Here is a 26,927-nt window from a genome sequence, read left to right as displayed (position 1 = left end):
TTATGATGTCTAATATATTAATAATCTCAAATAAGACGTTTAAGCTATGAATATTGAGCTGCGACATTTGCGCTACTTTGTGGCGGTGGCAGAAGAGCTTCATTTCGGGCGGGCGGCACAGCGGCTCAATATCTCCCAGCCGCCGCTCAGTCAGCAAATCATCCAGCTGGAAGCGGAAACCGGGGCAAAACTTTTTCATCGCACCAACCGCAGCGTGCAGCTCACGGCGGCAGGTGCGCAGCTGCTGAGTGATGCCCGGACGATTCTGTTGCAGGTTGAGCAGGCTGCCGAACGCGCCGCCCGCCTGCATCGGGGGGAAGAGGGAGAGTTGCGTATTGGCTTTACCTCCTCCGCGCCCTTTACCGCGGTGGTTTCTGATGCTCTTTACCGTTTCCGGCAGCGCTGGCCGCAGGTGCATATTCAGATGCAGGAGATCAACACCCGCCAGCAGCTGGCGCCGCTACTCGATGGACGGCTCGACCTGGGCGTGATGCGCAATACCTCACTGCCTGCCGGACTCCAGCATCAGTTACTGCTGAGTGAGCCGCTGTTTGCCGTAGTGCACAAGGCACACCCGCTGGCTGGCGCAAAAAGCATTTCGGTGTCCGCGCTGGCAACTGAACCCTTTGTTTTTTTCGATCCGCAGGGGGGCACCGCCCTCTACAGCGATATTCTGGCACTGCTTCACCGTTATCACATCAAACCCTATATCACTCAGGAAGTAGGTGAGGCGATGACCATCTTGGGGCTGGTGGCGACCGGTCTGGGCGTCTCTATTCTGCCCGCCTCCTTTCACCGGGCGCGACTGAGCGATCTTGTCTGGCTGCCTTTAACGGAAGAAGATGCCATTTCTGAACTGTGGCTGGTCTGGTCAGCCACCCGGGAAAAGCGTGCGCAGATGGAAAACATGATGACGCTGTTGCAGACAAACCGGCGGTGACGCTGCCGCCAGGTCCTGTCAATCTGTGCGATAAATCACATTTCTAATCAAATATTTGACGCTGTCGCCTGATCTGCATCACCATGGCGCATGTTTATTTAGAAGCGCGAAAATAACCGGGAGCAGGGTTGTGAATCCGGACAGTCAACCTGGCCACATTGACCAGATCAAGCAGACCAATGCAGGCGTCGTATATCGATTAATTGACCGTCATGGTCCCATTTCGCGTATCGAACTCTCCCGTCGTGCCCAGCTCGCCCCGGCCAGCATTACCAAAATTGTCCGGGAAATGCTGGACGCTCACCTGGTGCAGGAAACCGAATTTCAGGAGCCCGGCAGCCGTGGTCGCCCGGCGATAGGCCTGATACTGGACACCGATGCCTGGCACTACCTGGCGATCCGCCTGCATCGCGGTGCCATGACCTTTACGCTGCGCGACCTCAGCAGCCGCGCGCTGGCAGAAGAGAGCCTGCCGCTGCCGGATGAGACCGCGCAGCCGCTGCTGAACGCGCTGATTGAACAGGTCGATGCCTTTTTTATCCGCCACCAGAGGAAGCTGGAGCGTCTGACGGCTATCGCTATCACGCTGCCCGGACTGATCAACGCCGCATCCGGCGTGGTGCATCGGCTGCCGGGTTATCAGGTGCGCGATATGCCGCTGGGCGATGCACTGGCGTCGCGCACGGGTCTGCCGGTGTTTGTACAGCACGACATTTCAGCCTGGACGCTGGCGGAATCGCTATTTGGCGCATCACGCGGCGCGCAGGATGTCATTCAGATCGTGATTGATGAAACCGTGGGGGCGGGCGTGATCAGCGGCGGTCAGCTACTGCACAAGAGCGGCAGGGCGCTGGTCGAGATTGGGCACACGCAGATAGATCCTTATGGTCAGCAGTGCTACTGCGGCAATCATGGTTGCCTGGAAACCGTGGCCAGTACCGGCAGCCTGCTGACGCTGGCGGCACAGCGTCTGCCTGCGCAGCCCGACAGCCTGCTCCATGCGCAGCCGCTGACGCTTCAGTCACTGTGTGCAGCCGCCCAGTCGGGCGACAGGCTGGCGCGTGACACCATCGCGAGCGTAGGGCATCACGTTGGCCGGATTCTGGCGATGATGGTCAATATCTTCAATCCACAACATATTCTTATCGGTTCTCCTCTCAATGCCGCAGCCGATGTGCTGTTTCCGGCAGTGAGTAATACCATTTTGCAGCAGTCACTTCCTGCTTACAGCGCGACTATTCAGCTGGCACCTACTGAATTCAGCGAGCCAGGCACGCTGGGCGCAGCGGCGCTGATCAAAGATGCACTTTACAATGGCCATTTGTTAGTGAAGCTGTTGCAAGGTTAAGCAGGCTTAATCTTGCGCTAACGCAATCTGTTCTTCTTCTCCGTTCTTTACAATGCCGGTTCGCAGCAAGGTTGATCACCGATTAACCCTAACGGTTCGAGAGGAGAACGTGCGTGAACAGACTGTTTATTACCGGCACCGACACCGCAACAGGTAAAACGGTAGTGTCGCGGGCCCTGTTACAGAGTTTTATTCGCCACAGGCTGAGCGCCGTGGGTTACAAGCCTGTCGCACGAAATGCGGTCAGCACTGCTGATGGCCTGCGTAATAACGATGCACAGGTACTGCAGAGTGCCTCATCCATCGATTTACCCTATCAGGCCATTAATCCGCTGGTTTTTCAGGAGGAGGAGATCTGCACCCATCCTGGCCAGCACATTGATTATGGTCTGCTTACCCGGGGCTTATTCAGCCTGTCGCAGCAGGCCGATCGGGTGGTGATAGAAGGCACCGGCGGCTGGCGCTGCCTGATGAATGACGGCCAGCCGCTTTCAGGCTGGGTGGTGGCGCAGCAACTGCCTGTGGTGATGGTGGTTGGCATTCAGTCGGGCTGTATCAGTCACGCCCTGTTAACGGCAGAGGCGATAGCTCAGGATGGGCTGCCCCTGGTGGGCTGGGTCGCAAACCGCATTAATCCGGGCCTGGCGCACTACAGCGACATTATTGCGGTATTGCGGGAAAAAATCGCCGCGCCGCTGCTGGGCGAACTGCCTTATCTGCCACGCGCTGAACAGCGCGATCTGGCCTCTTATCTTGATATTTCTCTGCTGGAGCAGCGCGATCTGCACGCTGCGAGTGCAAAAATCGCCTGATTATGAAACAAATCTCTTCATAGGGTTCAGTGGTGAGCCTAAAGTTTCAGGCTTGCTGCTGACACTTCTCAGCTAATTCTGTTGGTAATTCAATGGCCTGATTTGAATTGCGTACAAAGATTACCTTATGGCGCAGAAAATGCATTACCTCCGCTTATCATCCAGAGGTGGAGCACCATTATGTCGCACGCACAGGATCAAGGTTTGTTATACGGGCTGGATGCCCGCATTGGCCCCGTTCCCGCATTTATCGCCGCTTTGCAACATCTGCTGGCCAGCGTGGTCGGAATTATCACGCCGCCCCTGATTATCGGCTCGGTACTGGGATTACAGACTTATATTCCCTATCTGATCAGCATGTCGCTGTTCGTTTCCGGCCTGGGCACCTTCCTGCAGTCCAGACGTATTGGTGGCGTGGGCGCCGGGATGATCTGTCTGCAGGGCACCAGTTTCGCCTTTCTCGGGGTCATTCTGTCGGGCGGGCTGATGGTGAAAGGCCGTGGCGGTTCACCGGAAGAGATCATGGCGATGCTGTTTGGCTGCAATCTGGTGGCGGCGCTAATCCCGATTCTGATCAGTCGCTGCGTCGGCTCGCTGCGTAAAGTGCTGACGCCGGTTGTCACCGGTACGGTGATCACCCTGATTGGCATCAGCCTGATCAAGGTCAGCATTACTGACTGGGCAGGCGGGCACAACGCCGCCGATTTTGGATCGCCCGGCAATCTGGCACTGGGAGCCCTGACGCTGCTGGTAATCGTGGCGCTGAACCGTGCGCGTAACCGCTGGGCGCGACTGGTGGCGGTGGTGGCTGGTATCGCAGCGGGATGCGTGGCGGCGGCGTTAACCGGGCATCTGCCGCTGAAAATGACGGCGCCAGCGCACTGGATCGTGCTGCCGACCCTGTTCCGGTTTGGTTTTGCCTTTGACTGGACGATTTTCCTGCCGATAGCCCTGGTCGCCGTTATTGCCGTGATCGAGGCCGTGGGCGACCTCACCGCCAACTGCCTGATCTCGCAACAGCCGATTACCGGCAAGCCGTTTCAGCAGCGATTGCAGGGCGGCATCGTCGCCGACGGCCTGAGCTGCGTGCTGGCGGCGATGTTCTCCGCCTTTCCTAACACGACCTTTGCCCAGAACAATGGTGTTATCCAGATGACCGGTGTCGCCAGTCGTTATGTTGGTATGCTGCTGGGCATCATGCTGGCGCTGCTGGGGCTCTTTCCCTGGATAGGCTCGCTGCTGCAGCAGATTCCGCCACCGGTGCTGGGTGGGGCGACTATCGTGATGTTTGGCAGCGTCGTGGCCGCCGGTATCCGGGTTATGACCCAGACGCCGCTGGGCCGTCGCGAAATGCTGATAGTGGCTATTTCGTTTGGCATTGGTCTGGGCGTGGAAGCGGTGCCGGAGGTGCTGAAGCAGTTCCCGCCGCTGATTAACAGCCTGTTTGGTCATGCGGTAACGACCGGCGGCCTTCTGGCGATCGTGCTGAATCTGGTGCTGCCTGACGAAGGGCAGGCGGCAGACGCAGTCGAGGCGGAGACGCTGACCGAGAGCTGAGCCTGACGCGCCACAGAACTGAAGCAGAAACATCGGTTTGACAACTGACGCAGAAATTAACGCGAAGGAGGCCTGTGTCGGTCGAAAACCCTTGGTGGGCCAGGGATGGCGTAGAAAAAAAGGGCCAGCATGGCCCTTTTTGTATCATGGACAGAAGGGAATTACGGATTGAGACGACGACGGGTACGACCCGAACTGAGGTAGTCCGCGATGTAATCCTGCGAAATCTCCCCGCTGTAACGTCCCTCTTCGTCGACGATCGGCATCCAGACGGTGTTGTGCTCATAGAGTTTAGAGAGCACAACGCGCAGGTTCTCTTCCGCTTTGCCGGTGACTCTGAAGGTGTGCAGCTTCTCTTCGCAGCGGCCGCTGACGTTTCGCGCCTCACGACGTTTTACAAAGCCCAGCGGTTTGCCATCCTCGTCCACCACGGTAATCGAGCGCATATCATTCTCGTCCATGGTGCCAAAGGCTTCTTCCAGTGGTGTAGAGCGACGCACGGTGATGGTCGGCTGCTGGTCGGTCACGTCGCCCGCCTGCACCAGTAACAGACGCTTCAGCGTGCGGTCCTGGCCGACGAAGGAGCCGACAAACTCATTGGCCGGGGTCGCCAGCAGCTCATCCGGGCTGGCGCACTGCACGATTTTGCCCTGACCAAATACCGCGATGCGGTCGCCCAGTTTCAGCGCCTCGTCGATATCGTGGCTCACCAGCATGACGGTTTTCTTCAGCTGGCGCTGCATGTCCAGGAACTCATTCTGGATCACTTCACGGTTAATCGGGTCAACCGCGCCAAAGGGCTCATCCATCAGCAGCACCGGTGGATCCGCCGCCAGTGCACGAATCACGCCGATACGCTGCTGCTGACCACCGGACATCTCACGCGGATAACGATGCAGAAACTTTTTAGGGTCAAGTGCGACCATGCTCATCAGCTCGGTGGCTCGCTCGTGACACTGCTTTTTGTTCCAGCCGAGCATGCGCGGCACCACGGTGATGTTCTCCTCAATGGTCATGTTGGGAAACAGACCAATCTGCTGGATCACATAGCCGATGTTGCGACGCAGGGTGGTGGTGTCCTGAGTACTGGTGTCTTCACCGTTGATGAGTATCCGGCCACTGGTGGCGGGGATCAGACGGTTTATCATCTTCAGCGTGGTGGTTTTACCGCAGCCGGACGGGCCCAGCAGCACGCACATTTCCCCGGCTGGCACATGGAGACTGACGTTATCGACGGCTTTATTGATAGTGCCGTTTTTCTGGGTAAAGGTTTTCGTCAGGTTTTCCAGCGTTATCATTATCGAATCCCCTTTGGAGTCAGCGCCTGCTGCAGACGGTGCAGCAGCCAGTCAAGAAATATAGCCAGCAGACAAATCATCAGTGCCCCGGCAATCAGCATACGAATATCACTGCCGCTGATGCCATCCAGCAGTAACTGGCCAAGACCGCCTGCGCCAATCACCGCCGCGATCGCCATCACGCCAACGTTCATCACTACGGCGGTACGAATACCACCGAAAATCACCGGCAGCGCCATGGGAATCTCTACCCAGCGCAGACGCTGCCAGAAGGTCATGCCGATACCGCGACCCGCTTCACGCAGGCCATCCGGCAGATTTTCCAGTGCCGTATGCGTGTTGCGCACGATAGGCAGCAGCGAGTAGAGGAACACGGCAGTAATCGCCGGTAGCGCACCGATTCCCTGACCGATCAGCGAAAACAGCGGGATCATCAGTCCAAATAGTGCAATGGTCGGAATGGTCAGTACCACGGTGGCGATACCCAGAATCGGCGTCGCCAGCCATCTGACGCGGACAATCAGAATGCCCAGCGGTACGCCGATGACGATCGCCAGGCCAACAGCCACCAGAACCAGCCAGCTGTGCTGCCAGCTCAGGGTCAGCAGGGTGTTCCAGTTATCCATGATGTAGTGAAGGGTATCCACAATGCCTCCTTACAGCATGTTTCTGGATTGAAGAAAATCACGCGCCACCTTTTCCGGTGACTGATGATCGATATCGACCCGCTTATTCAGTTCCGTGATCGCCTCATCGGTGATCTGTGCAGAGAGCTGGTTAAGCGCGGTATCGAGCCCCGGGTGGCTCGCCAGCACATCCTGGCGCACCACTGGCGTCACGTTGTAGCTGGGAAAGAAGTGCTTATCATCTTCCAGCACTTTCAGATCGAAGCCCTTAACCCGGCCATCGGTGGTGTAAATCAGACCGGCGTTTACGAAGCCGTCGCGGATGGCGTTATAGACCAGACCGGGGTCCATCTGGCGGATTTGCGGGCGATCCAGCGCCAGATTGTAAGTCTTCTGTAACGGCTTCATGCCATCAGAGCGACCTGCAAACTCCAGGTCGAGACCCAGCCGCCAGTTTTTGTCCGGGTCGGTTTTGCGGATCTGCTCAATCTTCGCCACCAGTTGTGACATGGTGCTGATTCCCTCTTTTTCCGCCGCTTTCCGGGTCATGGCAAACGCATAGGTGTTGTTCATCGGCGCCGGGTTCAGCCAGATCAGCCCCAGTTTTCCATCCAGCTTCTTCACCGTTTCATACGCTTGCTCTGAGGACATCGGCTGGCTGATGTGGTTAAAGATGATCAGTGAAGTGCCGGTATATTCCCAGACCATATCGATCTGCTTATTCAGCATCGCATTACGGCCAATCGTTGTAGCGATATTGCGTTTTGGCACCACCGCAAAACCTTTCTTCTGCAGCCAGAGCACGGTCATGGCGGAAAGGATATGCTGCTCGGTAAAACTCTTGGTGGCCATCACCAGCGGTGCTGCGGCCTGTGCCGTCTGGCTTATCAGCAGGGTTGCCGTCAGCGCGACAGCGCTTTTCTTTATCCAGCGCGTTAGCATTGCAAAATTCCTTATGGTCAGGCCGCGGCGTGCGGACTCAGAAAGCGGCCCAGCGCGGCCAGCAACATATCCAGAACCAGCGCCACCAGGGCCGTCGCGACGGCGCCCAGAATCAGCGTCGGGAAGTCGTTAAGGTAGATGCCCGGGAAGATCAGCTCACCAAAACTGCTGGCACCGATCAGGAAGGCCAGCGGCGCGGTGCCGACGTTGATGGCAGTGGCGATACGCACGCCGGAGAGGATTACCGGCAGGGCATTTGGCAGTTCGACCTGACGCAGACGCTGCCATTTGGTCATGCCGATACCGTTTGCGGCTTCGAGCAGCGACGGCGGCACCGCGCTCAGACCTGAGAAGGTGTTGCGGACGATCGGCAGCAGCGAGGCCAGGAACAGCGCAATCAGAGCCGGACGATCGCCGATCCCGATGATAACCATTGCCAGCGCCAGCACCGCCAGCGGCGGCAGGGTATTACCGATGTTGAAAATCTGCATGACAGTTTCGGCCCAGCGGCGGGCAAAAGGGCGGCTGAGCAGGATGCCGCTGGGAATACCGACCAGCAGCGCGAACAGCATGGACCAGAACACCAGGAAGAGGTGTTGTTGTCCCAGGTAAAGCAAATCGACTTTGCGGGCCACTAGCTGATCCCAGCCGAGGCCGCCGATCAGAACGGCGATTACTGCGACCACTGCAAGCAGCGCCAGACCGGCGCGTTTCGCCAGTGAAGCATTTTGCATAGAAGATTCTCCCTGATAACAATCTCATTTGTTATAACGGCCATAAACAGTCCGACAGATGCGGCAAAAACGGCTACCGCGCCCAAAACCGAAACTGCGATAAAATGCGGATGAAATGCCTGTTTATCCACGCTTTTTCAGCAGGTGCTGAATAAGTTGCTTTATTGCTATAGCAGCCCTTTGTCTGACAGGCCAGCTTTTCAGGCTTTCATCAGCAGGCTAAAAACCGGTTAAAATGGTGTTAAAGCCACGTAGCGGCTGGGCTGATGCGACAATAAAAAAATTTCATCGACTTTTGGTGACACCGTCACAAAGAGTGCAGAAAATGCGCACTGGCGGGAAACTCATCAGGCCGCTTTTCGGCTAGCCTTGCTGTTAAAAAAGGAACCTTATGACTGACAGCGCACAACTTCAGACCGGACACCGCCACTGGATTCTAATCGCCTGCATGCTGGCGATGTTTATGGCGGCCATCGAAGTCACCATCGTCGCCACCGCCATGCCTACCATTATCGCCGACCTGGGTGGGTTTTCGCAGTTTGGCTGGGTGTTCTCTATCTATCTGCTGACTCAGGCAGTCAGCGTGCCGCTCTATGGCCGACTGGCGGACAGAGTGGGCCGTAAGACGATGTTTTTTGTCGGCACCACGATCTTCCTGCTGGGGTCGGTACTGTGCGGGTTTGCACACAGCATGTTCTGGCTCATCCTGTTCCGGGCGTTTCAGGGGCTGGGCGCAGGGGCCATCATGCCGCTCAGCTCCACCATCGTGGCCGATATCTACTCGCCGCGCGAACGCGCCAGCGTTCAGGGCTGGCTGTCCAGCGTCTGGGGGGTAGCGGCTATCGTCGGGCCGCTGACCGGAGCCTGGCTGGTGCAGCACTTCAGCTGGCCGGTGATTTTCTGGGTTAATCTGCCGATAGGCCTCATCAGTATGCTGATGCTGGCGCGCTGGCTGCCGTCGCCTCCCGAGGAAGAGAAGGCACAGCCGCTGAACGTGGCAGGCAGCGGCTGGCTGATGCTTTGCGTAACCGCCTTGCTGATTGCGCTGCTGCAGGCGGAACAGCTGGGTTTCTGGCTGGTACCGTTTTTGTTTGTATCGCTACTGGCGGGCTGGCAGCTCAAACGACATGAGCAGCGTGCCGCGGCACCGCTGTTTCCGCTGGTCATCTGGCGCAGCCGACTGATTCTGGCCGGAAATGCGGGCAACCTGATCATCGGCGCGGCCATGATGGGCATCAGCGCCTTTCTGCCCACCTGGATTCAGGGCATTCGCGGCGGTTCACCGCTGCAGGCAGGCAGTGTGCTGGCGATGATGTCGATTGGCTGGCCGCTGGCCAGTACACTCAGCGGCAGACTGATGCTGCACACCTCCTATCGCTTCACCGCCCAGCTGGGCGTACTGCTACTGGTGACCGGCAGCGCCCTGCTATTGCTTTTGCAGCCTGCAAGCTCCTTGTTTCAGGCGGGCTTTACCGCTTTCCTGATTGGTACCGGTATGGGCATGACCAGCACGACCTTTCTGGTGTCGGTACAGAATCAGGCGGATTATCAGATTCGCGGCATCTGTACCGCCTCAATTATGTTCAGCCGGATGATCGGCTCAGCGGTGGGGACGGCTATTATGGGGGCGGTGCTGAATCTGAATCTTCAGTGGCGTCTGCCCGGGATTCAGGATCCGGTACAGCAGATTATGTCCGCCCAGAGCCGTCAGCAGTTATCGCCGGAGATACTGCAACAGATGGTGACAGCGATTGCCGCATCCCTGCACTGGGTCTTTGTGGTGGCGCTGGTGACGGCGCTGCTGGCGCCAGGGGTGGCGTGGATGATGCCGCGTCAGCGGCCGGGACATCCGGACTAGCAGGCAGGGCGGCAGAGGCCGCCCTGATCTGAGACGGACTACTGGGCGGGGGCGTCCTGTGAACTGCCGGCACTGGCGGGTACACTGGCCTCGCTGTCGCTACCTGAGCGTTTGTAAACGATCTTTTGTGTGTCGTTATCACAATGCCCGACGACCTGACCGCCCGCCTGATCAACCTGATCATTAGCAACGATGTCGAGACTGAAACCCGATTCGGGTACGCCGTTCTGAATAATTTTCTGGCTGATATCGGCTTTTACTGACTCACAGGATGCCTGCGCCATCAGCGGCAGGGTACACAACGCCGCAGTGAACAACACTCTCTGTAGTTTCATTACGTCTTCCTTATGTTAGTCGTCCGTCATTACTATAGCGCAAATTCAGGGTGTGACCGGGCGGCCTGAGCGGCGATCCAGACAGCGCAGGGTGTTGGGTTCCCAGTACGCGTTAAGATTGAGGCTCTGCTCGCACTTGTCACGGGTATCAAACGCCCGGTCGGCTTTGTCGAACTCTTTTTCGACACGGTTGTTCACCTTGTTGCGCAGCATCCGCGTGTCATTCCATTGCTCTTTGTCCTGACGCGCCGCTTCATTGCTCAGCGCAGAGCTGCCATCTTCAATGATCAGACGATTGGTAGTGGCTGTCGCCGTCAGGGTCGCGGTGGAAAGCAGCACCATCAGCACGGCAGGGATCATTTTTTTCATTACATTATCCTTTAGTTAACGCAAATATTACGCTCTGTGACGGCGGTAGCAGCGGGCATGCCTGGAACCTGGCGCCTCAGAGTGATCAACAGTGATGCTGAACCCGTACAGTGCGCGCGATGCGCGCGGAGGCCGTCTGCATCTGCCCGCTCAGCAACAATTCAGCCCGATGGCAGAGGCTTTTAGTATATCATCGCCGTTTCTTTGCTCACCAGCGGCGAGTCATTTGTTTACGTTCGGGAGAGGTGCCAGTGCTGATTAAGACTGCCTTACTGTTTTTCATCACCGCGCTGGCGGAAATTACCGGCTGTTTTCTGCCGTGGCTGTGGCTGAAAAAAGAGGGCTCTGCCTGGCTGTTACTGCCTGCGGTCGCCAGCCTGGCGCTGTTTGTCTGGCTGCTGACCCTGCATCCGGCAGCGAGTGGCCGGGTATATGCCGCTTACGGTGGTGTCTATGTTCTGACGGCGCTGCTCTGGCTGCGGGTTGTAGACGGCGTGAAGTTAAGCGCGTGGGACTGGAGCGGGGCAGTAATTGCGTTCAGCGGGATGCTGATTATTGTGCTGGGATGGGGACGAGGATAACGCCAGCCGGTGCTGGCGTTGCTGAAGCTTATGGTTTGTGGACTTTCAGGCCTGCCAGGGTCTGACTGACCGGCATCATCTCCAGGGTGTTGATGTTGACGTGCTTTGGCAGCGTCGCCACCCACCAGACGGCCTCCGTCACATCTTCCGGCGTCAGGGCGGTGGCACCTTCATAGACCTGATCCGCTTTGTCATCGTCGCCCTTAAAACGTACGTTAGAGAACTCGGTACCGCCGACCAGGCCTGGTTCAATGTCGGTTACACGCAGCGCGGTGCCGTGCAGGTCGGTGCGCAGGTTCAGGCTGAACTGGCGTACAAAGGCTTTCGTCGCACCATACACGTTGCCACCGGCATACGGCCAGCTACCGGCAATCGAACCGATATTAATGATATGACCCACATTCCGCTCCACCATCTGCGGCAGCAGGGCGCGGGTCATATAAACCAGCCCTTTGGTGTTGGTGTCGATCATGTTTTCCCAGTCTTCAACACTGGCCTTGTGTGCAGGCTCAATGCCCAGCGCCAGACCCGCATTATTGACCAGCACGTCGATATTGCGCCAGTCGGCAGGAAGCTGACTCACCGCCTCTTCGATCGCGGCGCGGTTGCGTACATCAAGCTGCACCGTATAGAGGTTGTCACCCAGTTCTTCTTTCAGTGCTTTGAGACGTTCAGCACGGCGTCCGGTGGCAATCACTTTATGACCATTTTCGATAAAGCGGCGGGTGATGCTTTGACCAAAACCGGCAGTTGCACCGGTGACAAAAATAATCATCTCACTGTTCCTTATGCCATTTTCACAATCGATGGCTTCACCATAGCATTTCATTTCCGCTTCTGCGCGCAGAAAAGCAGTCAGGCCTGTAAACGGTTTTCATCGGGCATCTGGCTGCGCTTTTTCAGGGCAGGCTGCACCGTTAAGGGGCAGGTTATCTATTGATTAGCCATACTTAAATCGTGCTGTTCAAATAAAACCGAATCGCAACCGTTTGCATCCGTTTCGCAAACGGTTGCTTAGCTGCATCCGGTGGTTTTTGTTGCGCAACGCCGGAATTTCATTGCATTTAGCTGATTATTAAGGATTTTATTTATATTCAGAACTGGCACGCAGGTTGCAATGATTAACAGAGATATTTAATCGCGCATTCAGAAGGGACAAACCATGCTCTCAGCAACCGACACGGCGATACGCGCCAGCTTTTTCGATTTCACTGGCACAGTGACGCATCCTGATGATCTCATCAGCAAAGCCCGCTATCTGGACGATGGCGTACTGCTGCTGCGCGAAGGGCATGTGGTGGGGCTGGATAGCTGGGAGAACTGCGCGACACAACTTGCCGGCCAGCCTGTTACCGATCTGCGCGGTAAGCTGATTGTGCCAGGCTTTGTTGATACGCATATTCACTATCCACAGACCGAGATGATCGGCGCCTTTGGCGAGCAGTTGCTGGAGTGGCTCAATCACTACACGTTTCCGGTAGAGGCGCAGTATCACTGCCCCGATCACGCGGCGCGGATGTCCGCCTTCTTTCTGCATCAGCTGCTCGCAAACGGCACCACCAGCGCGCTGGTGTTTGGCACCGTCCATCCGCAGTCGGTTGAGGCCCTGTTCAGCGCGGCTGAAGCCCTGAACATGCGGCTGATTGCCGGTAAGGTGATGATGGACCGCAATGCGCCCGACAACCTGACCGAGACGCCGGAGCAGAGCTACCAGCAGACGCGGACGCTGATTGAGCGCTGGCATCAGCGCGGACGACTCAGCTATGCGCTGACGCCGCGCTTTGCGCCGACCTCATCCCCGGCGCTGCTGGAAAAGGTTCAGCAGCTGCGTCAGGAGTTCCCGGATACCTGGGTGCATACCCATCTCAGCGAGAACCCGCAGGAGGTGGCCTGGGTGAAAGCGCTGTTCCCGGAGCGGGAAAATTATCTGGATGTTTACCATCATCATCAGCTGACCGGCCGTCGTAGCGTCTTTGCGCACTGTCTGCATCTGGACGAGTGTGAATGGCAGTGTCTGCACGACACCGATTCCGCTATTGCGTTTTGTCCCACCTCCAATCTGTTTCTTGGCAGCGGACTGTTCAACCTGAAACGCAGCTGGGATGAGGGGGTCAGCGTCGGTGTCGGAACCGATGTCGGCGCAGGCACGACCTTTAACATGCTGCAGACGCTGGGCGAAGCCTATAAGGTCGGGCAGTTACAGCACTACCGCCTCAGCGCCGCCGAAGCCTTTTATCACGCCACGCTGGGCGGTGCCCGCGCGCTGGACCTCGACCAGGCCATCGGCAATTTCAACGTGGGTAAAGAGGCCGATTTCGTCGTGCTCGACCCGGCCGTCTCGGCGCTGCAGCAGCTGCGCATCGGTAACAGCAAAGATATCTGGGAAAAACTCTTCGTGCTGATGACGCTGGGCGACGACCGCAATATTGCCCAGACCTGGGTGGCGGGTCGTCCGGTCTGGCAACGCGAATCACAGGAGCAAGCCGCATGATCCAGTTTCTGTTAAACAATCAGCTCGTCACCGAAGAGACGCTCGATCCCAATCTCACGCTGCTCAGCTATCTGCGTACCCGACAACAGCGCACCGGAACCAAAGAGGGCTGCGCCTCGGGGGATTGTGGCGCCTGCAGCGTTACTCTGGGCAAAGCGGTGGACGGAAAGATGCAGTATGAAACCGTCAACAGTTGCCTGACGCTGGTTTCCGCCTTACAGGGCAGGCAGCTGATCACGGTAGAAGATCTGCGTCACGGCCGCGCCCTCCATCCGGCGCAGCAGGCAATGGTTGACTGCCACGGTTCACAGTGCGGATTCTGCACGCCAGGTTTTGTGATGTCGCTGTTCAGCCTGCAGAAACGGGCGGAAAGCTGGGATCGCCACGAGGCGGAAACGGCGCTGGCCGGAAATCTCTGCCGCTGCACCGGCTACCGGCCGATTATGGCGGCCGCCGAACAGCTCTGTTCGCAGCCAGTGTCCGATGTGTTTGAGCAGCAGGCCGCGACGACCGTGCAGCGGCTTGAGGCGCTGGCCAGTCCGGAGGTGCAGGAGTTAGCCGGTGAAGGTCGCCGCTGCTTCCTGCCGAAAACGCCCGCTCAGCTGGCGGCGCTCTGTCAGGCGCATCCCGACGCGCAGCTGATTGCTGGTGGCACCGACCTGAGCCTGCAAATCACTCAGCAGCATAAAAAAATTGGCGTGCTGATTGCCCTGGAGCAGGTCGCCGCGCTGAAAGTCTGCAGCGAATTTGACGACCACTATTTGCTGGGGGCGGGCGCGTCGCTACAGCAGGTCAGCGATTTTCTTGCCAGCCGTATTCCCGGCGTCAGCGAGATGCTGCAGCGTTTCGCCTCACTGCAGATCCGTCTGCAGGGCACACTCGGCGGCAACATTGCCAATGCTTCTCCGATTGGCGACGCCTCACCGGTATTGCTGGCCCTGAATGCCAGCCTGCTGCTGCAGGAGGGTGAACAGCAGCGCAGCCTTCCGCTCGACCAGTTTTTTACGGGCTACCGGCAAACGCAGCTGAAAAAAGGGGAGTTTATCCGCGCTATCCGCATCGATAAAGTGACCGTGTCACCTGATTTTGTCGCCTGGAAAGTCTCTAAACGACTGGATGATGATATTTCGGCGGTGTTCGCGGCCTTTAATCTGCAGTTTGATCAGGGCGTTGTCAGTGACGTCCGCATCGCCTTTGGCGGCATGGCCGCGACACCGCGACGCGCGTACCACTGCGAACAGGCGCTGCTCGGTCAGCCGCTGGATGCAGTGACAGTGTCACGCGCAGCGGCTGCGCTGGCTGATGATTTCCAGCCGCTTTCCGATTTTCGCGCCAGCAGCGACTACCGCCTGAAGGTGGCGCAGAACCTGCTTCGCCGCTTCTGGCATCGTCATAATGGCGAAATAACCTGCATTGAGGTCTCACGCTATGTCTCATAACCGTCCTGAACTGACTGAAGAGGTCATCAAGGCGCAATACGCCGCCGACCTTCAAAGCGGCGTGGGCCGCAGTAACCGCCATGAGAGCGCGGAAAAGCATGTCTCAGGTGAAGCGCGTTTTATCGACGACAAGCCGGAGCTGCCCGGACTGCTGCATCTCTGTCCCCGCCTGAGTGAACATGCTCACGCCCGTATCCTGCATATTGACGTACAACCCTGCTATGCCGTGCCGGGTGTCGTCAGCGTCCTGACCTGGCAGGATGTGCCGGGCATCAACGATGTCGGGCCACTGGAACCAGGCGACCCGCTGCTGGCGCACGAAAAAGTGGAATATCTGGGTCAGATCGTTATCGCAGTCGCGGCGGAGACGCCCGACGCCGCCCGCCAGGGCGCGGCCGCGGCGGTGATTGAGTATGAGGTGCTGGAGCCGCTGCTGGATGTAGAGCAGGCCCTGGCACAGGGCAGTTTTGTTCAGGAGCCGCATGTCCACCAGCGCGGTGATGTGGACGCGGCGCTGGCGCGTGCGCCGCATCGGGTCAGCGGATCGTTTCATATCGGCGGTCAGGAGCACTTTTATCTCGAAACCCAGACTGCGATGGTGATCCCGGGTGAAGACCAGCAGCTGCAGGTTTTCTCCTCAACCCAGAACCCGACCGAAGTTCAGAAGCTGGTGGCGGAGGTCATGGGTATCAGCCTGAATCAGGTCACGATTGACATGCGGCGCATGGGCGGCGGCTTTGGCGGCAAAGAGACCCAGGCGGCCGGCGTCGCCTGTCTCTGCGCTATTGTAGCGCGTCAGACCGGACGGGCCGCAAAAATGCGGCTTTCACGGCGTGACGATATGCGCGTGACCGGTAAACGCCATCCCTTTTTCGTGCGCTATGAGGCGGGCGTTGAGGCGGATGGGCGGCTCTGCGGCATCCGTATCGATCTTGCCGGAAACTGCGGTTATTCACTGGATCTGAGCGGATCGATCGTCGATCGTGCGATGTTCCACGCCGATAACGCCTATTACCTGGGGGATGCACTGATTACCGGCTATCGCTGCCGCACCAATACGGCCTCCAACACCGCCTACCGGGGATTTGGCGGGCCGCAGGGCATGGTGGCGATTGAGCAAATCATGGACCACATTGCCCGCGAACGCGGTCTGGATCCGCTGACGCTGCGGAAGCGTAACTACTACGGCAAGCAGGAGCGCAACATCACTCATTACCACCAGCAGGTAGAGGATAACCTGCTGGATGAGATCACGGACCAGCTCGAGAAGAGCAGCGACTATCAGGCCCGTCGTGCAGAGATTACGGCCTTTAACGCCCGCAGCCCCCTGCTGAAACGGGGACTGGCACTGACGCCGGTGAAGTTTGGTATCTCCTTTACCTCCAGCTTTCTCAACCAGGCGGGCGCGCTGATCCTGATCTACACCGACGGCACCGTGCAGCTCAACCACGGCGGAACCGAAATGGGCCAGGGTCTGAACACCAAGGTAACGCAGATTGTCGCCGAAGTGCTGCAGATTGAGGTGGATAAGATCCAGATCACCGCCACCGATACCGGAAAAGTGCCGAATACCTCACCCACCGCCGCCTCCAGTGGCGCAGACCTTAATGGCAAAGCGGCGCAGAATGCGGCGGAAATCCTGCGTGATCGGATGACTGCAATGCTCTGCGAGCTGCATCAGTGTGACGCCAGCGCGGTAAGTTTCCGTAACGGTGTGGTGCGTGCCGGGGAAAAACATTACAGCTTCGCCGAGGTCGCAAAGCTGGCGTGGCTGAATCAGGTGCCGCTCTCGGCCACCGGCTACTATCGTGTGCCGGGGATCCACTACGACCGGCAGGCGGGACGGGGCACTCCCTTTTATTACTACGCCTTTGGGGCGGCCTGCTGCGAGGTCATCATTGATACGCTGACCGGCGAATCCCGCCTGCTGCGGGCTGACATCCTGCATGACGTCGGCGCCTCGCTGAACCCGGCCATCGATATTGGTCAGGTGGAAGGGGGCTTTGTACAGGGGCTGGGCTGGCTCACCTGTGAAGAGCTGGTATGGAATGATAAGGGGCAGTTGCTGACTGACGGCCCGGCGAGCTACAAAATTCCGGCCATCAGCGACGTTCCGGCCGATCTGCGGGTCACGCTGGTGGAGAACCGCAAAAATCCAAAGGACACGGTGTTTCACTCCAAGGCCGTCGGGGAGCCGCCGTTTATGCTGGGCATTGCGGCCTGGTGCGCCCTGCAGGATGCAGTGGCCAGCGTCGCGGACTACCGCCAGCACCCGCTGCTGGATGCGCCCGCCACGCCTGAACGGATCTTCCAGGGCGTACAGCGCCTGACAGGAGCCGCAGATGATCTACCATGACTGGATTGGCGTGCTGCACCAGCTGCGGGAGAAACGTCAGAGCTGCGTGCTGATTACCGTGCTCAGCGATCAGGGGTCCGTGCCGCGCGACAGCGGCAGCAAGATGATCGTCTCGCAACAGGAGACGTGGCTCACCATCGGTGGCGGGCATCTGGAGTTTCAGTGCATCGCCCAGGCCCGGGCGATGTTACATAGCGGAACCCGTGCGCCTCTTACTGAAGAGTTCAGCCTCGGTGCACGGCTTGGCCAGTGCTGCGGCGGCAGAACCACGCTGCTGTTTGAGCCGTTGCTGCAGGCGCAGCCGGAAATCTGGCTGTTCGGCGCCGGTCACGTTGGTCAGGCGCTGGTAAACCTGCTGGCAACGTTACCCTGTCACATAAACTGGGTCGACAGTCGCGCGGCGCAGTTCTGTCATGTACCGCCCGGCGTCGTGACACACCAGCCGGAAGACCCGCTCGACTGCGTCGCGCAGGCCCCGGCAGGCAGCTACTTCATCATTATGACTCACCATCATCCGCTTGATTTTGCTCTGAGCGAGGCGGTGCTTCGGCGCGGCGATTTTCGTTATGCCGGGCTGATCGGTTCACAAACCAAAAACCAGCGTTTCCGCTACCGGCTATCAGGCCGGGGGGTCGACAGCGATACGCTGGCGCGTCTGCGCTGTCCGATTGGCCTGCCGGATGTCAAAGGCAAGCTGCCCGCCGAGATTGCGGTGGCGATTGCCGGTGAAATTATCAGCGTTTATCAGCAGCAAATCAGCTGAGTTGTCGCGCTGGCGGCAACCTGTCAGGATAAGACTTTGTGATGCCCATCAGGAGCGAACCATGAACGCCCGTCAGAATCCCTTCTTTAGCGTTAGCACACTGCCTTATCAGGCACCGCCTTTTGATCTGATTGAGGAGCAGGATTTCCTGCCCGCACTTCAGGCGGGTATTGAAGAAAAGCGTCAGGAAATCGCCGCAATTGCGCAGAACAGCGACGTGCCCACCTTTCTCAACACCTTCGAGGCGCTGGAGAAGAGCGGACAGCTGCTGAACCGGGTTAATCTGGTTTTCAGCGCCATGACCTCCGCACACACCAGCCCTTATCTGCAGCAGGTCGATGAGGAGATTGCGCCTCAGCTCACCGCGCTCAATGATGAGATTATGCTCAACCGGCCGCTGTTCTCACGACTTGATGCCGTCTATCTGGATCGGGCAAAGCTGGATGGAGAATCGAAACGACTGGTCGAGGTGATCTGGCAGCGCTTCCAGCTGGCGGGGGCAAATCTGCCGGAAACGCAGAAACAGGCACTTAAGGCGCTGAATCAGGAGGCCGCACGTCTCAGCACCCGCTTTACCAACCGGCTGCTGGCGGCCAGCAAAGCGGGCGGGCTGGTGGTCAGCGATCTTCAGCAGCTGGCGGGGCTGTCACCTGCCGATCTTGCGGTCGCTCAGGCGGAAGCGCGTGCGCGCGGGCTGGAGGATCGGTGGCTGCTGGTACTGCAGAACACCACACAGCAACCGGCACTGCAGAGCCTCAGTGACCGTGCCACCCGTGAAGCGCTGTTTACGGCTGGTGTTACACGCACAGAAAAAGGGGATGAAAACGACACCCGCGAACTGGTTCTGCGGCTGGCACAGGTCAGGGCGGAGCAGGCCCGGCTGCTGGGATTTGCCAGCTACGCGGAGTGGAAGCTGCAGGATCAGATGGCGAAGACGCCCGATGCGGCGCTGGCCTTTATGCACAACATCGTGCCCGCTGCCCGCGCGCGCGCCGGACGGGAAGCGGCGGCTATCCAGCAGACGATTGATCAGCAGCAGGGCGGTTTCACCCTGCAGGCCTGGGACTGGCGCTTTTATGCTGAACAGGTGCGTCGCGCCCGCTATGACCTGGATGAGAGTCAGATCAAACCTTACTTCGAGCTTAATTCGGTCCTGCACAACGGCGTCTTCTGGGCGGCCACACAGCTCTACGGCATCCGTTTTGCACCGCGTCAGGATCTGCCGGTTTATCATCCCGACGTGCAGGTTTATGAGATCTTCGACGCAGACGATACTCCGCTGGCGCTGTTCTACACCGATTTCTTCAAGCGTGACAGCAAAGGCGGCGGGGCCTGGATGAGTAACTTCGTCAATCAGTCAACCCTGCTGGATAGCAGGCCGGTGATCTATAACGTCTGCAACTTCACGCAGCCGCCAGTCGGTGAGCCTGCGCTGCTGAGCTGGGACGATGTGATTACGCTGTTCCATGAATTCGGTCATACGCTCCACGGCCTGTTCGCCAGCCAGCGCTATCCCAGCCTCTCCGGCACAGAAACCCCGCGCGACTTTGTTGAGTTTCCGTCGCAGATCAACGAACACTGGGCCAGCGAACCGGAGGTGTTCCGGCACTACGCCCGCCACTATCAGACGCAGGAACCGATGCCTGCCGCGCTGCACGAGAAGATGTTACAGGCCGCGCTGTTTAACAAAGGCTATGAAATGAGTGAGCTGCTGGCGGCTGCGCTGCTGGATCTGCACTGGCACAGCCTCAGGGCTGATGCTGCGCCGCAAAGCGTGGGCGATTTCGAGCAGCAGGCGCTGGAGCGCGACAATCTGGCGCTGACGGCGGTGCCACCGCGCTATCGCTCAAGCTATTTTCAGCACATCTGGGGCGGCGGCTACGCGGCAGGCTACTACGCCTATATCTGGACACAGATGCTGGCTGACGATGGCTATCAGTGGTTTGCGGAACGTGGCGGACTGACGCGGGAAAATGGCGACCTTTTCCGGCAGAAGATTCTGTCACGGGGCAACAGCAGCGATCTCAAAACGCTGTATGAAAGCTGGCGGGGCGCGCCGCCTCAGCTGGAGCCGATGCTGGAAAATCGCGGCCTGACGGACGCCTGACCGCTGCTGCGGGCCTTCATACTGACGGCCCGCCTCTCCGGCTAGCCCAGCGGGCCGCCCTCAATGGTTTCACACATACCGGCCAGCACGCGCTCGCCGGTTTCGCTTTTCAGGGAGTCATACCACGCTGCCGTCACGGCCGGGTCGCGCGCATGGGTGACATCACAGCGCTTACGGGCTTTCAGCACCAGATCTTTAACCCGTTCAACCCGCCGGGTCTGATAGCGCAGCAGCGCATCCTCTATGCCCAGCGAATGGGACGCCAGAGCCGAGGCCAGTACCACCGCGTCCTCCATCGCCGCGCAGCCGCCCTGACCGATATCGGGCGTGGTACTGTGGGCGGCATCACCCAGCAGAGCGATACGCCCCTTAACGAACCGGCTGAAGGGTTCGATATCGTGGATCTCCACCCTGTTGGTGGTCTCTGGATTAATAGCCGCAATTAACCGCTGCACCGGTGCCGCCCAGCCCTGGAAATAGCCGGTCAAATCCGCTTTTACCGTGGATCGATCCTGTGGCAACCCTTTTGGCAGTGGCACATCAAAGAAGAAGTAGAAGCGATTGCCGCTGACCGGCATCAGCGACACCCGCTTGCCCTCGCCGACAAAGGTGGTCCACTGGTCGGCGGGCGCGATCGCTTCGTCGATGGTGACGAGGCCATTCCAGTTAACGTAACCGGCATAGCGGCGCTCCAGCTTCTCTTCAAGCACATATTCGCGGATCACTGAATGGGTGCCGTCTGCGGCAATCAGAAAATCGCCGTGAGCCTGGCTGTTATCCGAGAAGGTGGCGATCACGCCCTGTGCAGTCTGCTCGACCTGAATCACCCGCTTGCCAAACTGCACCCGTTCGCGTCCGAAGGTGTCAATCAGCATCGCCTGCAGCTCCGCACGTGCGACCGGGCAGGGATATTCGCCGACCTGCTGCACCAGCGGCGCCATGCTGAAGCGGGTCAGGGCGGCTCCGCTGGTCCCGTCGTGATAGGCCATATAAGCCATGTTTCCGCCCAGCTTTCGCAGCGCATCCTTCATGCCCAGCGCATTCAGGCATTTGACGCCGTTGGGCCAGATTGAAATCGCCGCGCCGACCGGCTTCATCTCTTTTACGGCTTCAAAAACGTCGACGTCAAACCCGGCTTTCTCCAGCGCAATGGCGCTGCTCATGCCGCCAATTCCGCCACCAATCACGATTGCTTTCATAATGCTCTCCTTATGCCTGTCACTGCTGTTGCAACTTTTGTACCAGACAGGCGCGCGACAGGAATTGATGGGTATAAGCCAATTAAATCATTATGTTAAAGGGTTGCTGAACGAGGGGTTTCAGTGTGGCAGGCGACGCTGTTGCACTGTTATAAAGCAGGCTGACGTGTCATAAGTGTGCAAGTGCAGCGAGGCTGTATCAATCGTTTCATAATCCGGGGCAGGTACGAGTATGATCGGCGTAATGATCATGCAGACAGCCGCATTAACGCCAGTTTACCGGAACGCTGAAGTCAGTTAAGAAATAATTAACGATGAGATGGACGAAGAATGTTAAACAGTCCGAAAAATATTTAAACAATTAATTAACAACTGGCCCGGCCAATGACATCTCTGTCGCGTCTTAATGCTTTGAAAAAGGCTCGGAATACAACCGGATAGTCATATAAATAGCGGCCCGAAATTCACAAACAGAAACAACTGTGACGATTTTGTTGCCAGATAAAAGTATAAAGCTAATCGGATAAACCGCGCCAGAACAGGCTTTTAGGATATTGCCTGGACGCAGTTTTCAGCCTGACATGATATATATCACGCCAATGACAAGGACTCCGGAGGGCAATCATGAAAATTGGAATCACAAATAACCAGTATCCCGAGCAGCGCAATATTTTAGTCAATCCGGATAATGAATATATCAATCTGAAAACGCGTAACCTGTTCTATTTTATTAACCCGTTACGCACGCGTTTACTTAAAAAAAATAAAATCTTTGTTTTCCAGCCGGTGCCGTTTTCAGGCGCATCGCGGGCAGATATCCTGCATCTGTTTAATGAAGTTGCCATCACCCGCCAGAAGTGGGTGGCGAGCTTTGAAACCGAACTCCCGCGCGTCTTACCGGTAGCGGGTGTCGCCAAACAGGATAATCCGGAGCTGCAGCGCCTGATCCCTCATCTGCTAAAAGATAACTGCCTGGGGTTGATTGCAATCTCCGATGCCACGCTTAATATCCAGATGAAGCTGTTCAGTCCGGAGGTTGCGCAGCAGATTCGCCGGAAAACGCTGGTGATGCATCCCCCTCAGAAGCTGTTTGTGCAGCAGAAAACCCCGCGTAAGCCCGGCATCCTTAAGCTGACGTTTGCCGGTAATGAGTTTTATCGTAAAGGCGGCGCGGAAGTGGTACTGGCCATCAGTGAGCTGCTTGAAGAGCGTCGGCTGGAAGAGTCGCAGCTGGATGTGCAGCTGATTGGCGATCTCGCCAAACGCCACAACGTGGCGCATCGCCAGTTCCAGGATGATGAGGCGTTCTGCCGCGGCATCGAAAACCGCATTAAACGTTATCGCTGCTTTACCCATCACACCCGGATGGAGAATGGCGCATTGATGCAGCTGTTCCGTCAGAGTGATGCGGGATTATTACCGACCTGGCAGGAAACCTATGGTTTCTCGGTGCTGGAGATGCAGGCCAGCGGCTGCCCGGTGATTACCAGTAACGTTCGTGCGCTGCCGGAGATCAATCCCGCCAGTGCAGGCTGGGTGCTGACCAGTCCACTGAATGCTGACCGCGAATACAGTATCACGTCGCCAGAACAGAAAGCCGCGCTGCGCCGGTCGCTGGTGGACGGGCTGAAATCGACGCTGCTCGCGATTATTGAACGTCCTGAAATGCTTCAGGAGAAGGGCGAGGCAGCCATTCTGCGCATCAGAGAGCAACATGACACCCAGCGTTATATTGCCCGGCTCAACGATATTTACAGCCGTGGCGTGATGCATGTCACTGAACATCCGCCTGTTGTCTCAATTTAGTGAGATTTCTCTGACGGAACGCGCCAGAGTAGTCATACTCAGGGTACGTCCTGCAGGAGAATGCTTATGAAACTCATCGTCACGCTGCTGTTGTCCGGATTACTGGGCAGCAGCGCCTTTGCTCAGCCCGCGCCCCTTTTCCCGGCCCGCGCCCCTGTACCGCAACTGACGCCCGTTGCGGCTCGCTGCGACCTCTCCGCCTGCCAGTCAAACTGCTACGTTGAACAGTCTCACTGCAATACCCGTGATAACGGATCCTGCAGCTCTGAGGCGCAGATGTGTGTGCAGGCCTGTGCCAGCCAATGTAAGTAATTTCTGTCAGTAAAGAACCGCTGGTTGCTAATGAAAAAGTCTGTGTTTTATGGTGTCTTGCTCTTGCTTTCCGCCCGCTGTGTTGCCGCCGATCTTTCCTCACAGCAGGTCACTTCTCTGGTGAAAGCCACGATCGAACCGCTGATGGCGCAGCAGTCGATCCCCGGCATGTCGGTGGCGGTGCTCTATAAAGGCCGATCGCAGTTTGTAAACTTCGGCGTGGCCGATCTCGATTCGCGCCGCCGGGTCACGGAAAACACGCTGTTTGAACTTGGTTCCGTCAGCAAAACGTTTACCGGCACGCTGGCCGGGGTGCAGATCCGCAATGGCGATATCGGTCTCAGCGATCCGGTGCAGAAGCACTGGCCGCAGCTCACTGGCGCACAGTGGCGGCCGGTTCGGATGCTTCATCTGGCCACATACACGGCGGGCGGCCTGCCGCTGCAGCTGCCGGATGAGGTAACCGACCAGGCGTCACTGTTGCGCTTCTATCAGGACTGGCAGCCGCAGGCGGCGCCCGGTTCACTGCGTCAGTACTCCAACGCCAGCATCGGCCTGTTTGGTGCGCTGATGGTGAAGGGCGACTATGAGCAGGCGATGGAGCGGAATGTTTTTCAGCCCTTACACCTGACGCGCACCTATATCACCGTGCCGCCCGCCATGATGATTAACTACGCCTGGGGCTATAAAGACGGTCAGCCCGTGCGCGTGTCGTCCGGGATGCTGGATGCAGAAGCCTACGGCATCAAATCTACGGCACGTGACATGCTCACGTTTATGCAGGCAAACGTGGACCCAAACGGGCTTTCTGCTGGTAATGCGGTGCTGCGGAACGCCATGCGCACTGCGCAGTCGCACTATTTCAGCGTCGGCAAGCTTTATCAGGGGTTGGGCTGGGAGATGTATGACTGGCCTGTTTCTGCCGACACCCTGATCGGCGACAGCGATAACAGCGTGGCGCTGAAGGCCCGACCGGCGACCCCGCTGACGCCAGCCGGGCCGTCGCAGCGCGCCAGCTGGGTGCATAAAACCGGCGCGACTAACGGATTCGGAGCCTATATTGCCTTCATCCCCGCTGAAAACTGCGGTATCGTGATGCTCGCAAATAAAAACTATCCGAATCCGCTGCGCGTCAGGGCGGCATGGCAGATCATGCAGGCTTTGCAACAGGGCAATCCGGAGTAACCCGCAACGGCTATTGCCAGCCAGCGATCCCTCAGGCCACTCTTCTTCGACCGCGCTTCGGGCTGCAGCCGGACCACTGAAGCGCCACGCTTCAGGCCGGCGCTTCTGCTTCTGACAACGCCTGTGCCGCGCCGATCAGGGCCAGATGACTCAGTCCCTGTGGCATATTGCCGCGCTAGCGCTGTGTGCGTACATCAAACATCGCATTAAAAATATCGACGTTGCCCTGACCGTCCAGCGTCGCCAGGATTTCATGCATCGCCTGGTTTGCCTGCGCCGTTTCGCCCAGTTCCGCCGAGGCTTCCACCAGCCAGAAGGCGCAGGCGAGAAACGCACTCTCTTCCTTCCGGACACCGCTGACGCCTTCGATGCGGCGGGCCAGTTCGCACCAGGGCAGACGGCCCGCCAGCGTACTGCTTATCGATTCGGTCAGCAGCACCGTGCCGCTTTCGGTTTCGAAGCGGGTTTCCAGCACGTTGCTGTTGTCCCGGTAGCAGCGTGACACCGGATAAGACGAGGTCGGCACGATTTGAAAGTAGCCGCCCAGCCCGGCGTCCAGCAGGGGGTCAAACAGCGGTTTTGCGTCAAGGTTGGGTGCACACCACCAGTCGATCGATCCATCCGGTCAATTAGCGCGACCGAGCGGCCTTCGCCAACTGCGGCATAGTCGCCCAGCCCCGCAAAGCCATCCTCTCTGACTGGCGAATGAAAGATCGGGTTCTGCATGCGCGTTTTCCTCTGTTCTCTGTAGCGGGGAAGACAGGTGTGACAAAAGCAGAACAAAAAAAGGCCGCACCAGGCGGCCATTTCACAGAATTACAGCGTGCCGGTGCCGCCATCAGAGCACCAGACCTGACCGGAAGCGTAGCTGCTCTCGGTTGAGGCCAGGGTCACATAGAGCGGGGCAATTTCAACCGGCTGACCTGGACGGCCCAGCGGCGCATCAGCACCAAACTGTTTTACTTTCTCCATGGGCTGACCGCCACTGGACTGCAGCGGGGTCCAGTACGGGCCCGGCGCGACCGCGTTAACGCGGATGCCATCGCCACCCAGTTGCTTAGCCAGCGATTTGGTAAAGGCGACGATACACGCCTTGGTCTGCGCATAATCGAGCAGAATATCGCTGGGTTTAAATGCCTGAACGGACGACGTATTAATAATGGACGCGCCGCGAGGCAGATATTCCAGCGCTGCTTTCGTGATCCAGAACATGGCGTAAACATTCGTTTTAAATGTCGCGTCGAAATCTTCTGTACTCAATGTCCGGATGGACTCGTTAAATTGCTGACGGCCGGCGTTATTAACCAGAATATCCAGACCATCTAATTTTTCCGCCGCCTCTTTAACCAGTTGCTGACAGAATTCTTCAGAACGAATGTCGCCGGGAATAGCGAAAACTTTACGGCCTTCCGCTTCGATTAATTTCACGACTTCGTCGGCGTCCGGTTGTTCTTCTGGCAGGTAGTTGATCACCACATCTGCGCCTTCACGGGCGTAGGCAATCGCCACAGCGCGACCGATGCCGGAGTCACCACCGGTGATCAGCGCTTTGCGGCCGTTCAGTCGGGCCGTCCCGCGATAGCTGGTTTCACCGTGATCCGGAACCGGGATCATTTTGCTGGCCAGACCTGGCGCCTGCTGCGGCTGGTCCTCAAAAGGAGGTTTTGGGAAATGATTCATCTCGAGCGAATTATTCGTTGGTGTTGTCATTGTTTGCTCCTTGAACAGAGTGATCTGAGACAGTAAGCCTGGCACAAATGTGATGTTTGTCACATCTGACTGCTGATTCATTGAGCAGATAAAACCAGAGTGAATGAATAATGCAGATAAAGCGTAGACAGGAAATGGGGATTGTGTATCGGGGCGGCC

The 26,927-nt window shown here is 57.9% G+C and carries 23 protein-coding genes and 1 pseudogene; 14 read left to right on the top strand and 10 right to left on the bottom strand.

Features of this window, described 5'->3' with window-relative positions:
- The first annotated feature begins 46 nt into the window (after positions 1–46).
- The 4 genes from ACLHDD_RS06440 (at position 47) to ACLHDD_RS06425 (ending at position 4,657) form a co-directional block, all read left to right on the top strand.
- Entirely contained in the window at positions 47–940 is an 894-nt protein-coding gene (locus ACLHDD_RS06440) for a LysR family transcriptional regulator (RefSeq protein WP_427103425.1), read from the top strand.
- A gap of 130 nt (positions 941–1,070) precedes the next feature.
- Entirely contained in the window at positions 1,071–2,288 is a 1,218-nt protein-coding gene (mlc, locus tag ACLHDD_RS06435) for a sugar metabolism global transcriptional regulator Mlc (protein WP_427103424.1), read from the top strand.
- Positions 2,289–2,401: 113 nt separating this feature from the next.
- A complete protein-coding gene (gene bioD, locus ACLHDD_RS06430; protein WP_427103423.1) occupies positions 2,402–3,100 on the top strand; it encodes a dethiobiotin synthase in 699 nt (232 codons plus the stop codon).
- A 180-nt stretch (positions 3,101–3,280) separates the two neighbouring features.
- Positions 3,281–4,657, top strand: a complete 1,377-nt coding sequence (locus ACLHDD_RS06425) for a nucleobase:cation symporter-2 family protein (RefSeq protein WP_427103422.1) — start codon at positions 3,281–3,283, stop codon at positions 4,655–4,657.
- A 161-nt stretch (positions 4,658–4,818) separates the two neighbouring features.
- Here ACLHDD_RS06425 and osmV read toward each other — a convergent pair whose 3' ends face one another.
- The 4 genes from osmV to ACLHDD_RS06405 are packed head-to-tail and all read right to left on the bottom strand — an operon-like array spanning position 4,819 to position 8,257.
- Positions 4,819–5,955 (bottom strand): osmoprotectant ABC transporter ATP-binding protein OsmV, encoded by a 1,137-nt coding sequence (gene osmV / locus ACLHDD_RS06420; protein ID WP_427103421.1) that lies wholly within the window; start codon positions 5,953–5,955, stop codon positions 4,819–4,821.
- Entirely contained in the window at positions 5,955–6,602 is a 648-nt protein-coding gene (osmW, locus tag ACLHDD_RS06415; protein WP_427103420.1) for an osmoprotectant ABC transporter permease OsmW, read from the bottom strand. The genes osmV and osmW overlap by 1 nt, the downstream gene beginning before the upstream one ends.
- A gap of 9 nt (positions 6,603–6,611) precedes the next feature.
- Complete coding sequence (locus ACLHDD_RS06410) at positions 6,612–7,523, bottom strand: glycine betaine ABC transporter substrate-binding protein (RefSeq protein ID WP_427103419.1); 912 nt, start codon at positions 7,521–7,523, stop codon at positions 6,612–6,614.
- Positions 7,524–7,540: 17 nt separating this feature from the next.
- The gene (locus ACLHDD_RS06405) at positions 7,541–8,257 is read right to left on the bottom strand and encodes an ABC transporter permease (protein ID WP_427103418.1); all 717 of its coding nucleotides are present in this window, start codon (positions 8,255–8,257) and stop codon (positions 7,541–7,543) included.
- A 391-nt stretch (positions 8,258–8,648) separates the two neighbouring features.
- Here ACLHDD_RS06405 and ACLHDD_RS06400 point away from each other — a divergent pair, with 391 nt between their 5' ends.
- Positions 8,649–10,115, top strand: coding sequence for an MDR family MFS transporter (locus tag ACLHDD_RS06400; RefSeq protein ID WP_427103417.1), 1,467 nt, complete (start codon positions 8,649–8,651; stop codon positions 10,113–10,115).
- A gap of 38 nt (positions 10,116–10,153) precedes the next feature.
- Here ACLHDD_RS06400 and ACLHDD_RS06395 read toward each other — a convergent pair whose 3' ends face one another.
- Entirely contained in the window at positions 10,154–10,450 is a 297-nt protein-coding gene (locus ACLHDD_RS06395; RefSeq protein ID WP_427103416.1) for a DUF1161 domain-containing protein, read from the bottom strand.
- Between the two features lie 45 nt (positions 10,451–10,495).
- The gene (locus ACLHDD_RS06390; protein ID WP_427103415.1) at positions 10,496–10,819 is read right to left on the bottom strand and encodes a DUF1283 family protein; all 324 of its coding nucleotides are present in this window, start codon (positions 10,817–10,819) and stop codon (positions 10,496–10,498) included.
- Between the two features lie 251 nt (positions 10,820–11,070).
- Between ACLHDD_RS06390 and ACLHDD_RS06385 the strand changes: the two genes are divergently transcribed.
- Positions 11,071–11,400, top strand: coding sequence for a YnfA family protein (locus tag ACLHDD_RS06385; protein ID WP_427103414.1), 330 nt, complete (start codon positions 11,071–11,073; stop codon positions 11,398–11,400).
- A 28-nt stretch (positions 11,401–11,428) separates the two neighbouring features.
- On the opposite strand, the gene ydfG is transcribed toward ACLHDD_RS06385, so the two are convergent.
- On the bottom strand, positions 11,429–12,175 hold the full coding sequence (gene ydfG, locus ACLHDD_RS06380; protein WP_427103413.1) for a bifunctional NADP-dependent 3-hydroxy acid dehydrogenase/3-hydroxypropionate dehydrogenase YdfG: 747 nt from the start codon (positions 12,173–12,175) through the stop codon (positions 11,429–11,431).
- Positions 12,176–12,562: 387 nt separating this feature from the next.
- On the opposite strand from ydfG, the gene guaD reads away from it, so the two are divergent.
- From guaD to dcp, 5 genes are all read left to right on the top strand, one after another.
- Entirely contained in the window at positions 12,563–13,891 is a 1,329-nt protein-coding gene (guaD, locus tag ACLHDD_RS06375) for a guanine deaminase (RefSeq protein ID WP_427103412.1), read from the top strand.
- Positions 13,888–15,330, top strand: coding sequence for a xanthine dehydrogenase small subunit (gene xdhA, locus ACLHDD_RS06370; protein ID WP_427103411.1), 1,443 nt, complete (start codon positions 13,888–13,890; stop codon positions 15,328–15,330). Before guaD ends, xdhA begins: the two co-directional genes overlap by 4 nt.
- Positions 15,320–17,686, top strand: coding sequence for a xanthine dehydrogenase molybdopterin binding subunit (gene xdhB / locus ACLHDD_RS06365; RefSeq protein WP_427103410.1), 2,367 nt, complete (start codon positions 15,320–15,322; stop codon positions 17,684–17,686). Before xdhA ends, xdhB begins: the two co-directional genes overlap by 11 nt.
- On the top strand, positions 17,673–18,449 hold the full coding sequence (xdhC, locus tag ACLHDD_RS06360) for a xanthine dehydrogenase accessory protein XdhC (protein ID WP_427103409.1): 777 nt from the start codon (positions 17,673–17,675) through the stop codon (positions 18,447–18,449). Before xdhB ends, xdhC begins: the two co-directional genes overlap by 14 nt.
- 61 nt (positions 18,450–18,510) lie before the next feature.
- Positions 18,511–20,556, top strand: coding sequence for a peptidyl-dipeptidase Dcp (dcp, locus tag ACLHDD_RS06355; protein WP_427103408.1), 2,046 nt, complete (start codon positions 18,511–18,513; stop codon positions 20,554–20,556).
- 41 nt (positions 20,557–20,597) lie between these two features.
- On the opposite strand, the gene hpxO is transcribed toward dcp, so the two are convergent.
- Positions 20,598–21,755: an FAD-dependent urate hydroxylase HpxO gene (gene hpxO, locus ACLHDD_RS06350; RefSeq protein WP_427103407.1), complete on the bottom strand. Its 1,158-nt coding sequence runs from the start codon at positions 21,753–21,755 to the stop codon at positions 20,598–20,600.
- Between the two features lie 624 nt (positions 21,756–22,379).
- Here hpxO and ACLHDD_RS06345 point away from each other — a divergent pair.
- The 3 genes from ACLHDD_RS06345 (at position 22,380) to ampC (ending at position 25,058) form a co-directional block, all read left to right on the top strand.
- Entirely contained in the window at positions 22,380–23,561 is a 1,182-nt protein-coding gene (locus ACLHDD_RS06345; protein WP_427103406.1) for a glycosyltransferase, read from the top strand.
- Positions 23,562–23,627: 66 nt separating this feature from the next.
- Positions 23,628–23,873, top strand: coding sequence for a hypothetical protein (locus tag ACLHDD_RS06340; RefSeq protein ID WP_427103405.1), 246 nt, complete (start codon positions 23,628–23,630; stop codon positions 23,871–23,873).
- Between the two features lie 30 nt (positions 23,874–23,903).
- A complete protein-coding gene (gene ampC / locus ACLHDD_RS06335; RefSeq protein WP_427103404.1) occupies positions 23,904–25,058 on the top strand; it encodes a class C beta-lactamase in 1,155 nt (384 codons plus the stop codon).
- 352 nt (positions 25,059–25,410) lie between these two features.
- Here ampC and ACLHDD_RS06330 read toward each other — a convergent pair.
- Positions 25,411–25,784, bottom strand: a pseudogene (locus ACLHDD_RS06330) (trehalase-like domain-containing protein); the annotation flags it as partial.
- A gap of 90 nt (positions 25,785–25,874) precedes the next feature.
- Complete coding sequence (locus ACLHDD_RS06325; protein WP_427103403.1) at positions 25,875–26,768, bottom strand: SDR family oxidoreductase; 894 nt, start codon at positions 26,766–26,768, stop codon at positions 25,875–25,877.
- Positions 26,769–26,927 lie beyond the last annotated feature (159 nt).

Source organism: Pantoea sp. NSTU24 (assembly GCF_050157905.1).
Lineage (GTDB): Bacteria > Pseudomonadota > Gammaproteobacteria > Enterobacterales > Enterobacteriaceae > Pantoea.
The sequence above is the reverse complement of the archived record's forward strand: the minus strand, read 5'-3'. Positions and strand labels throughout refer to the sequence as shown.

What these genes read in the sequence shown, in the direction of transcription:
- ACLHDD_RS06425 (WP_427103422.1), top strand. Translation starts at nt 3,281, where the DNA reads ATGTCGCACGCACAGGATCAAGGTTTGTTATACGGGCTGGATGCCCGC.
- hpxO (WP_427103407.1), bottom strand. Translation starts at nt 21,755, where the DNA reads ATGAAAGCAATCGTGATTGGTGGCGGAATTGGCGGCATGAGCAGCGCC.
- ACLHDD_RS06440 (WP_427103425.1), top strand. Translation starts at nt 47, where the DNA reads ATGAATATTGAGCTGCGACATTTGCGCTACTTTGTGGCGGTGGCAGAA.
- dcp (WP_427103408.1), top strand. Translation starts at nt 18,511, where the DNA reads ATGAACGCCCGTCAGAATCCCTTCTTTAGCGTTAGCACACTGCCTTAT.
- guaD (WP_427103412.1), top strand. Translation starts at nt 12,563, where the DNA reads ATGCTCTCAGCAACCGACACGGCGATACGCGCCAGCTTTTTCGATTTC.
- ACLHDD_RS06345 (WP_427103406.1), top strand. Translation starts at nt 22,380, where the DNA reads ATGAAAATTGGAATCACAAATAACCAGTATCCCGAGCAGCGCAATATT.
- ACLHDD_RS06395 (WP_427103416.1), bottom strand. Translation starts at nt 10,450, where the DNA reads ATGAAACTACAGAGAGTGTTGTTCACTGCGGCGTTGTGTACCCTGCCG.
- ACLHDD_RS06390 (WP_427103415.1), bottom strand. Translation starts at nt 10,819, where the DNA reads ATGAAAAAAATGATCCCTGCCGTGCTGATGGTGCTGCTTTCCACCGCG.
- xdhB (WP_427103410.1), top strand. Translation starts at nt 15,320, where the DNA reads ATGTCTCATAACCGTCCTGAACTGACTGAAGAGGTCATCAAGGCGCAA.
- xdhA (WP_427103411.1), top strand. Translation starts at nt 13,888, where the DNA reads ATGATCCAGTTTCTGTTAAACAATCAGCTCGTCACCGAAGAGACGCTC.
- ACLHDD_RS06405 (WP_427103418.1), bottom strand. Translation starts at nt 8,257, where the DNA reads ATGCAAAATGCTTCACTGGCGAAACGCGCCGGTCTGGCGCTGCTTGCA.
- ACLHDD_RS06410 (WP_427103419.1), bottom strand. Translation starts at nt 7,523, where the DNA reads ATGCTAACGCGCTGGATAAAGAAAAGCGCTGTCGCGCTGACGGCAACC.
- ydfG (WP_427103413.1), bottom strand. Translation starts at nt 12,175, where the DNA reads ATGATTATTTTTGTCACCGGTGCAACTGCCGGTTTTGGTCAAAGCATC.
- ACLHDD_RS06400 (WP_427103417.1), top strand. Translation starts at nt 8,649, where the DNA reads ATGACTGACAGCGCACAACTTCAGACCGGACACCGCCACTGGATTCTA.
- xdhC (WP_427103409.1), top strand. Translation starts at nt 17,673, where the DNA reads ATGATCTACCATGACTGGATTGGCGTGCTGCACCAGCTGCGGGAGAAA.
- ACLHDD_RS06340 (WP_427103405.1), top strand. Translation starts at nt 23,628, where the DNA reads ATGAAACTCATCGTCACGCTGCTGTTGTCCGGATTACTGGGCAGCAGC.
- osmV (WP_427103421.1), bottom strand. Translation starts at nt 5,955, where the DNA reads ATGATAACGCTGGAAAACCTGACGAAAACCTTTACCCAGAAAAACGGC.
- ACLHDD_RS06325 (WP_427103403.1), bottom strand. Translation starts at nt 26,768, where the DNA reads ATGACAACACCAACGAATAATTCGCTCGAGATGAATCATTTCCCAAAA.
- ampC (WP_427103404.1), top strand. Translation starts at nt 23,904, where the DNA reads ATGAAAAAGTCTGTGTTTTATGGTGTCTTGCTCTTGCTTTCCGCCCGC.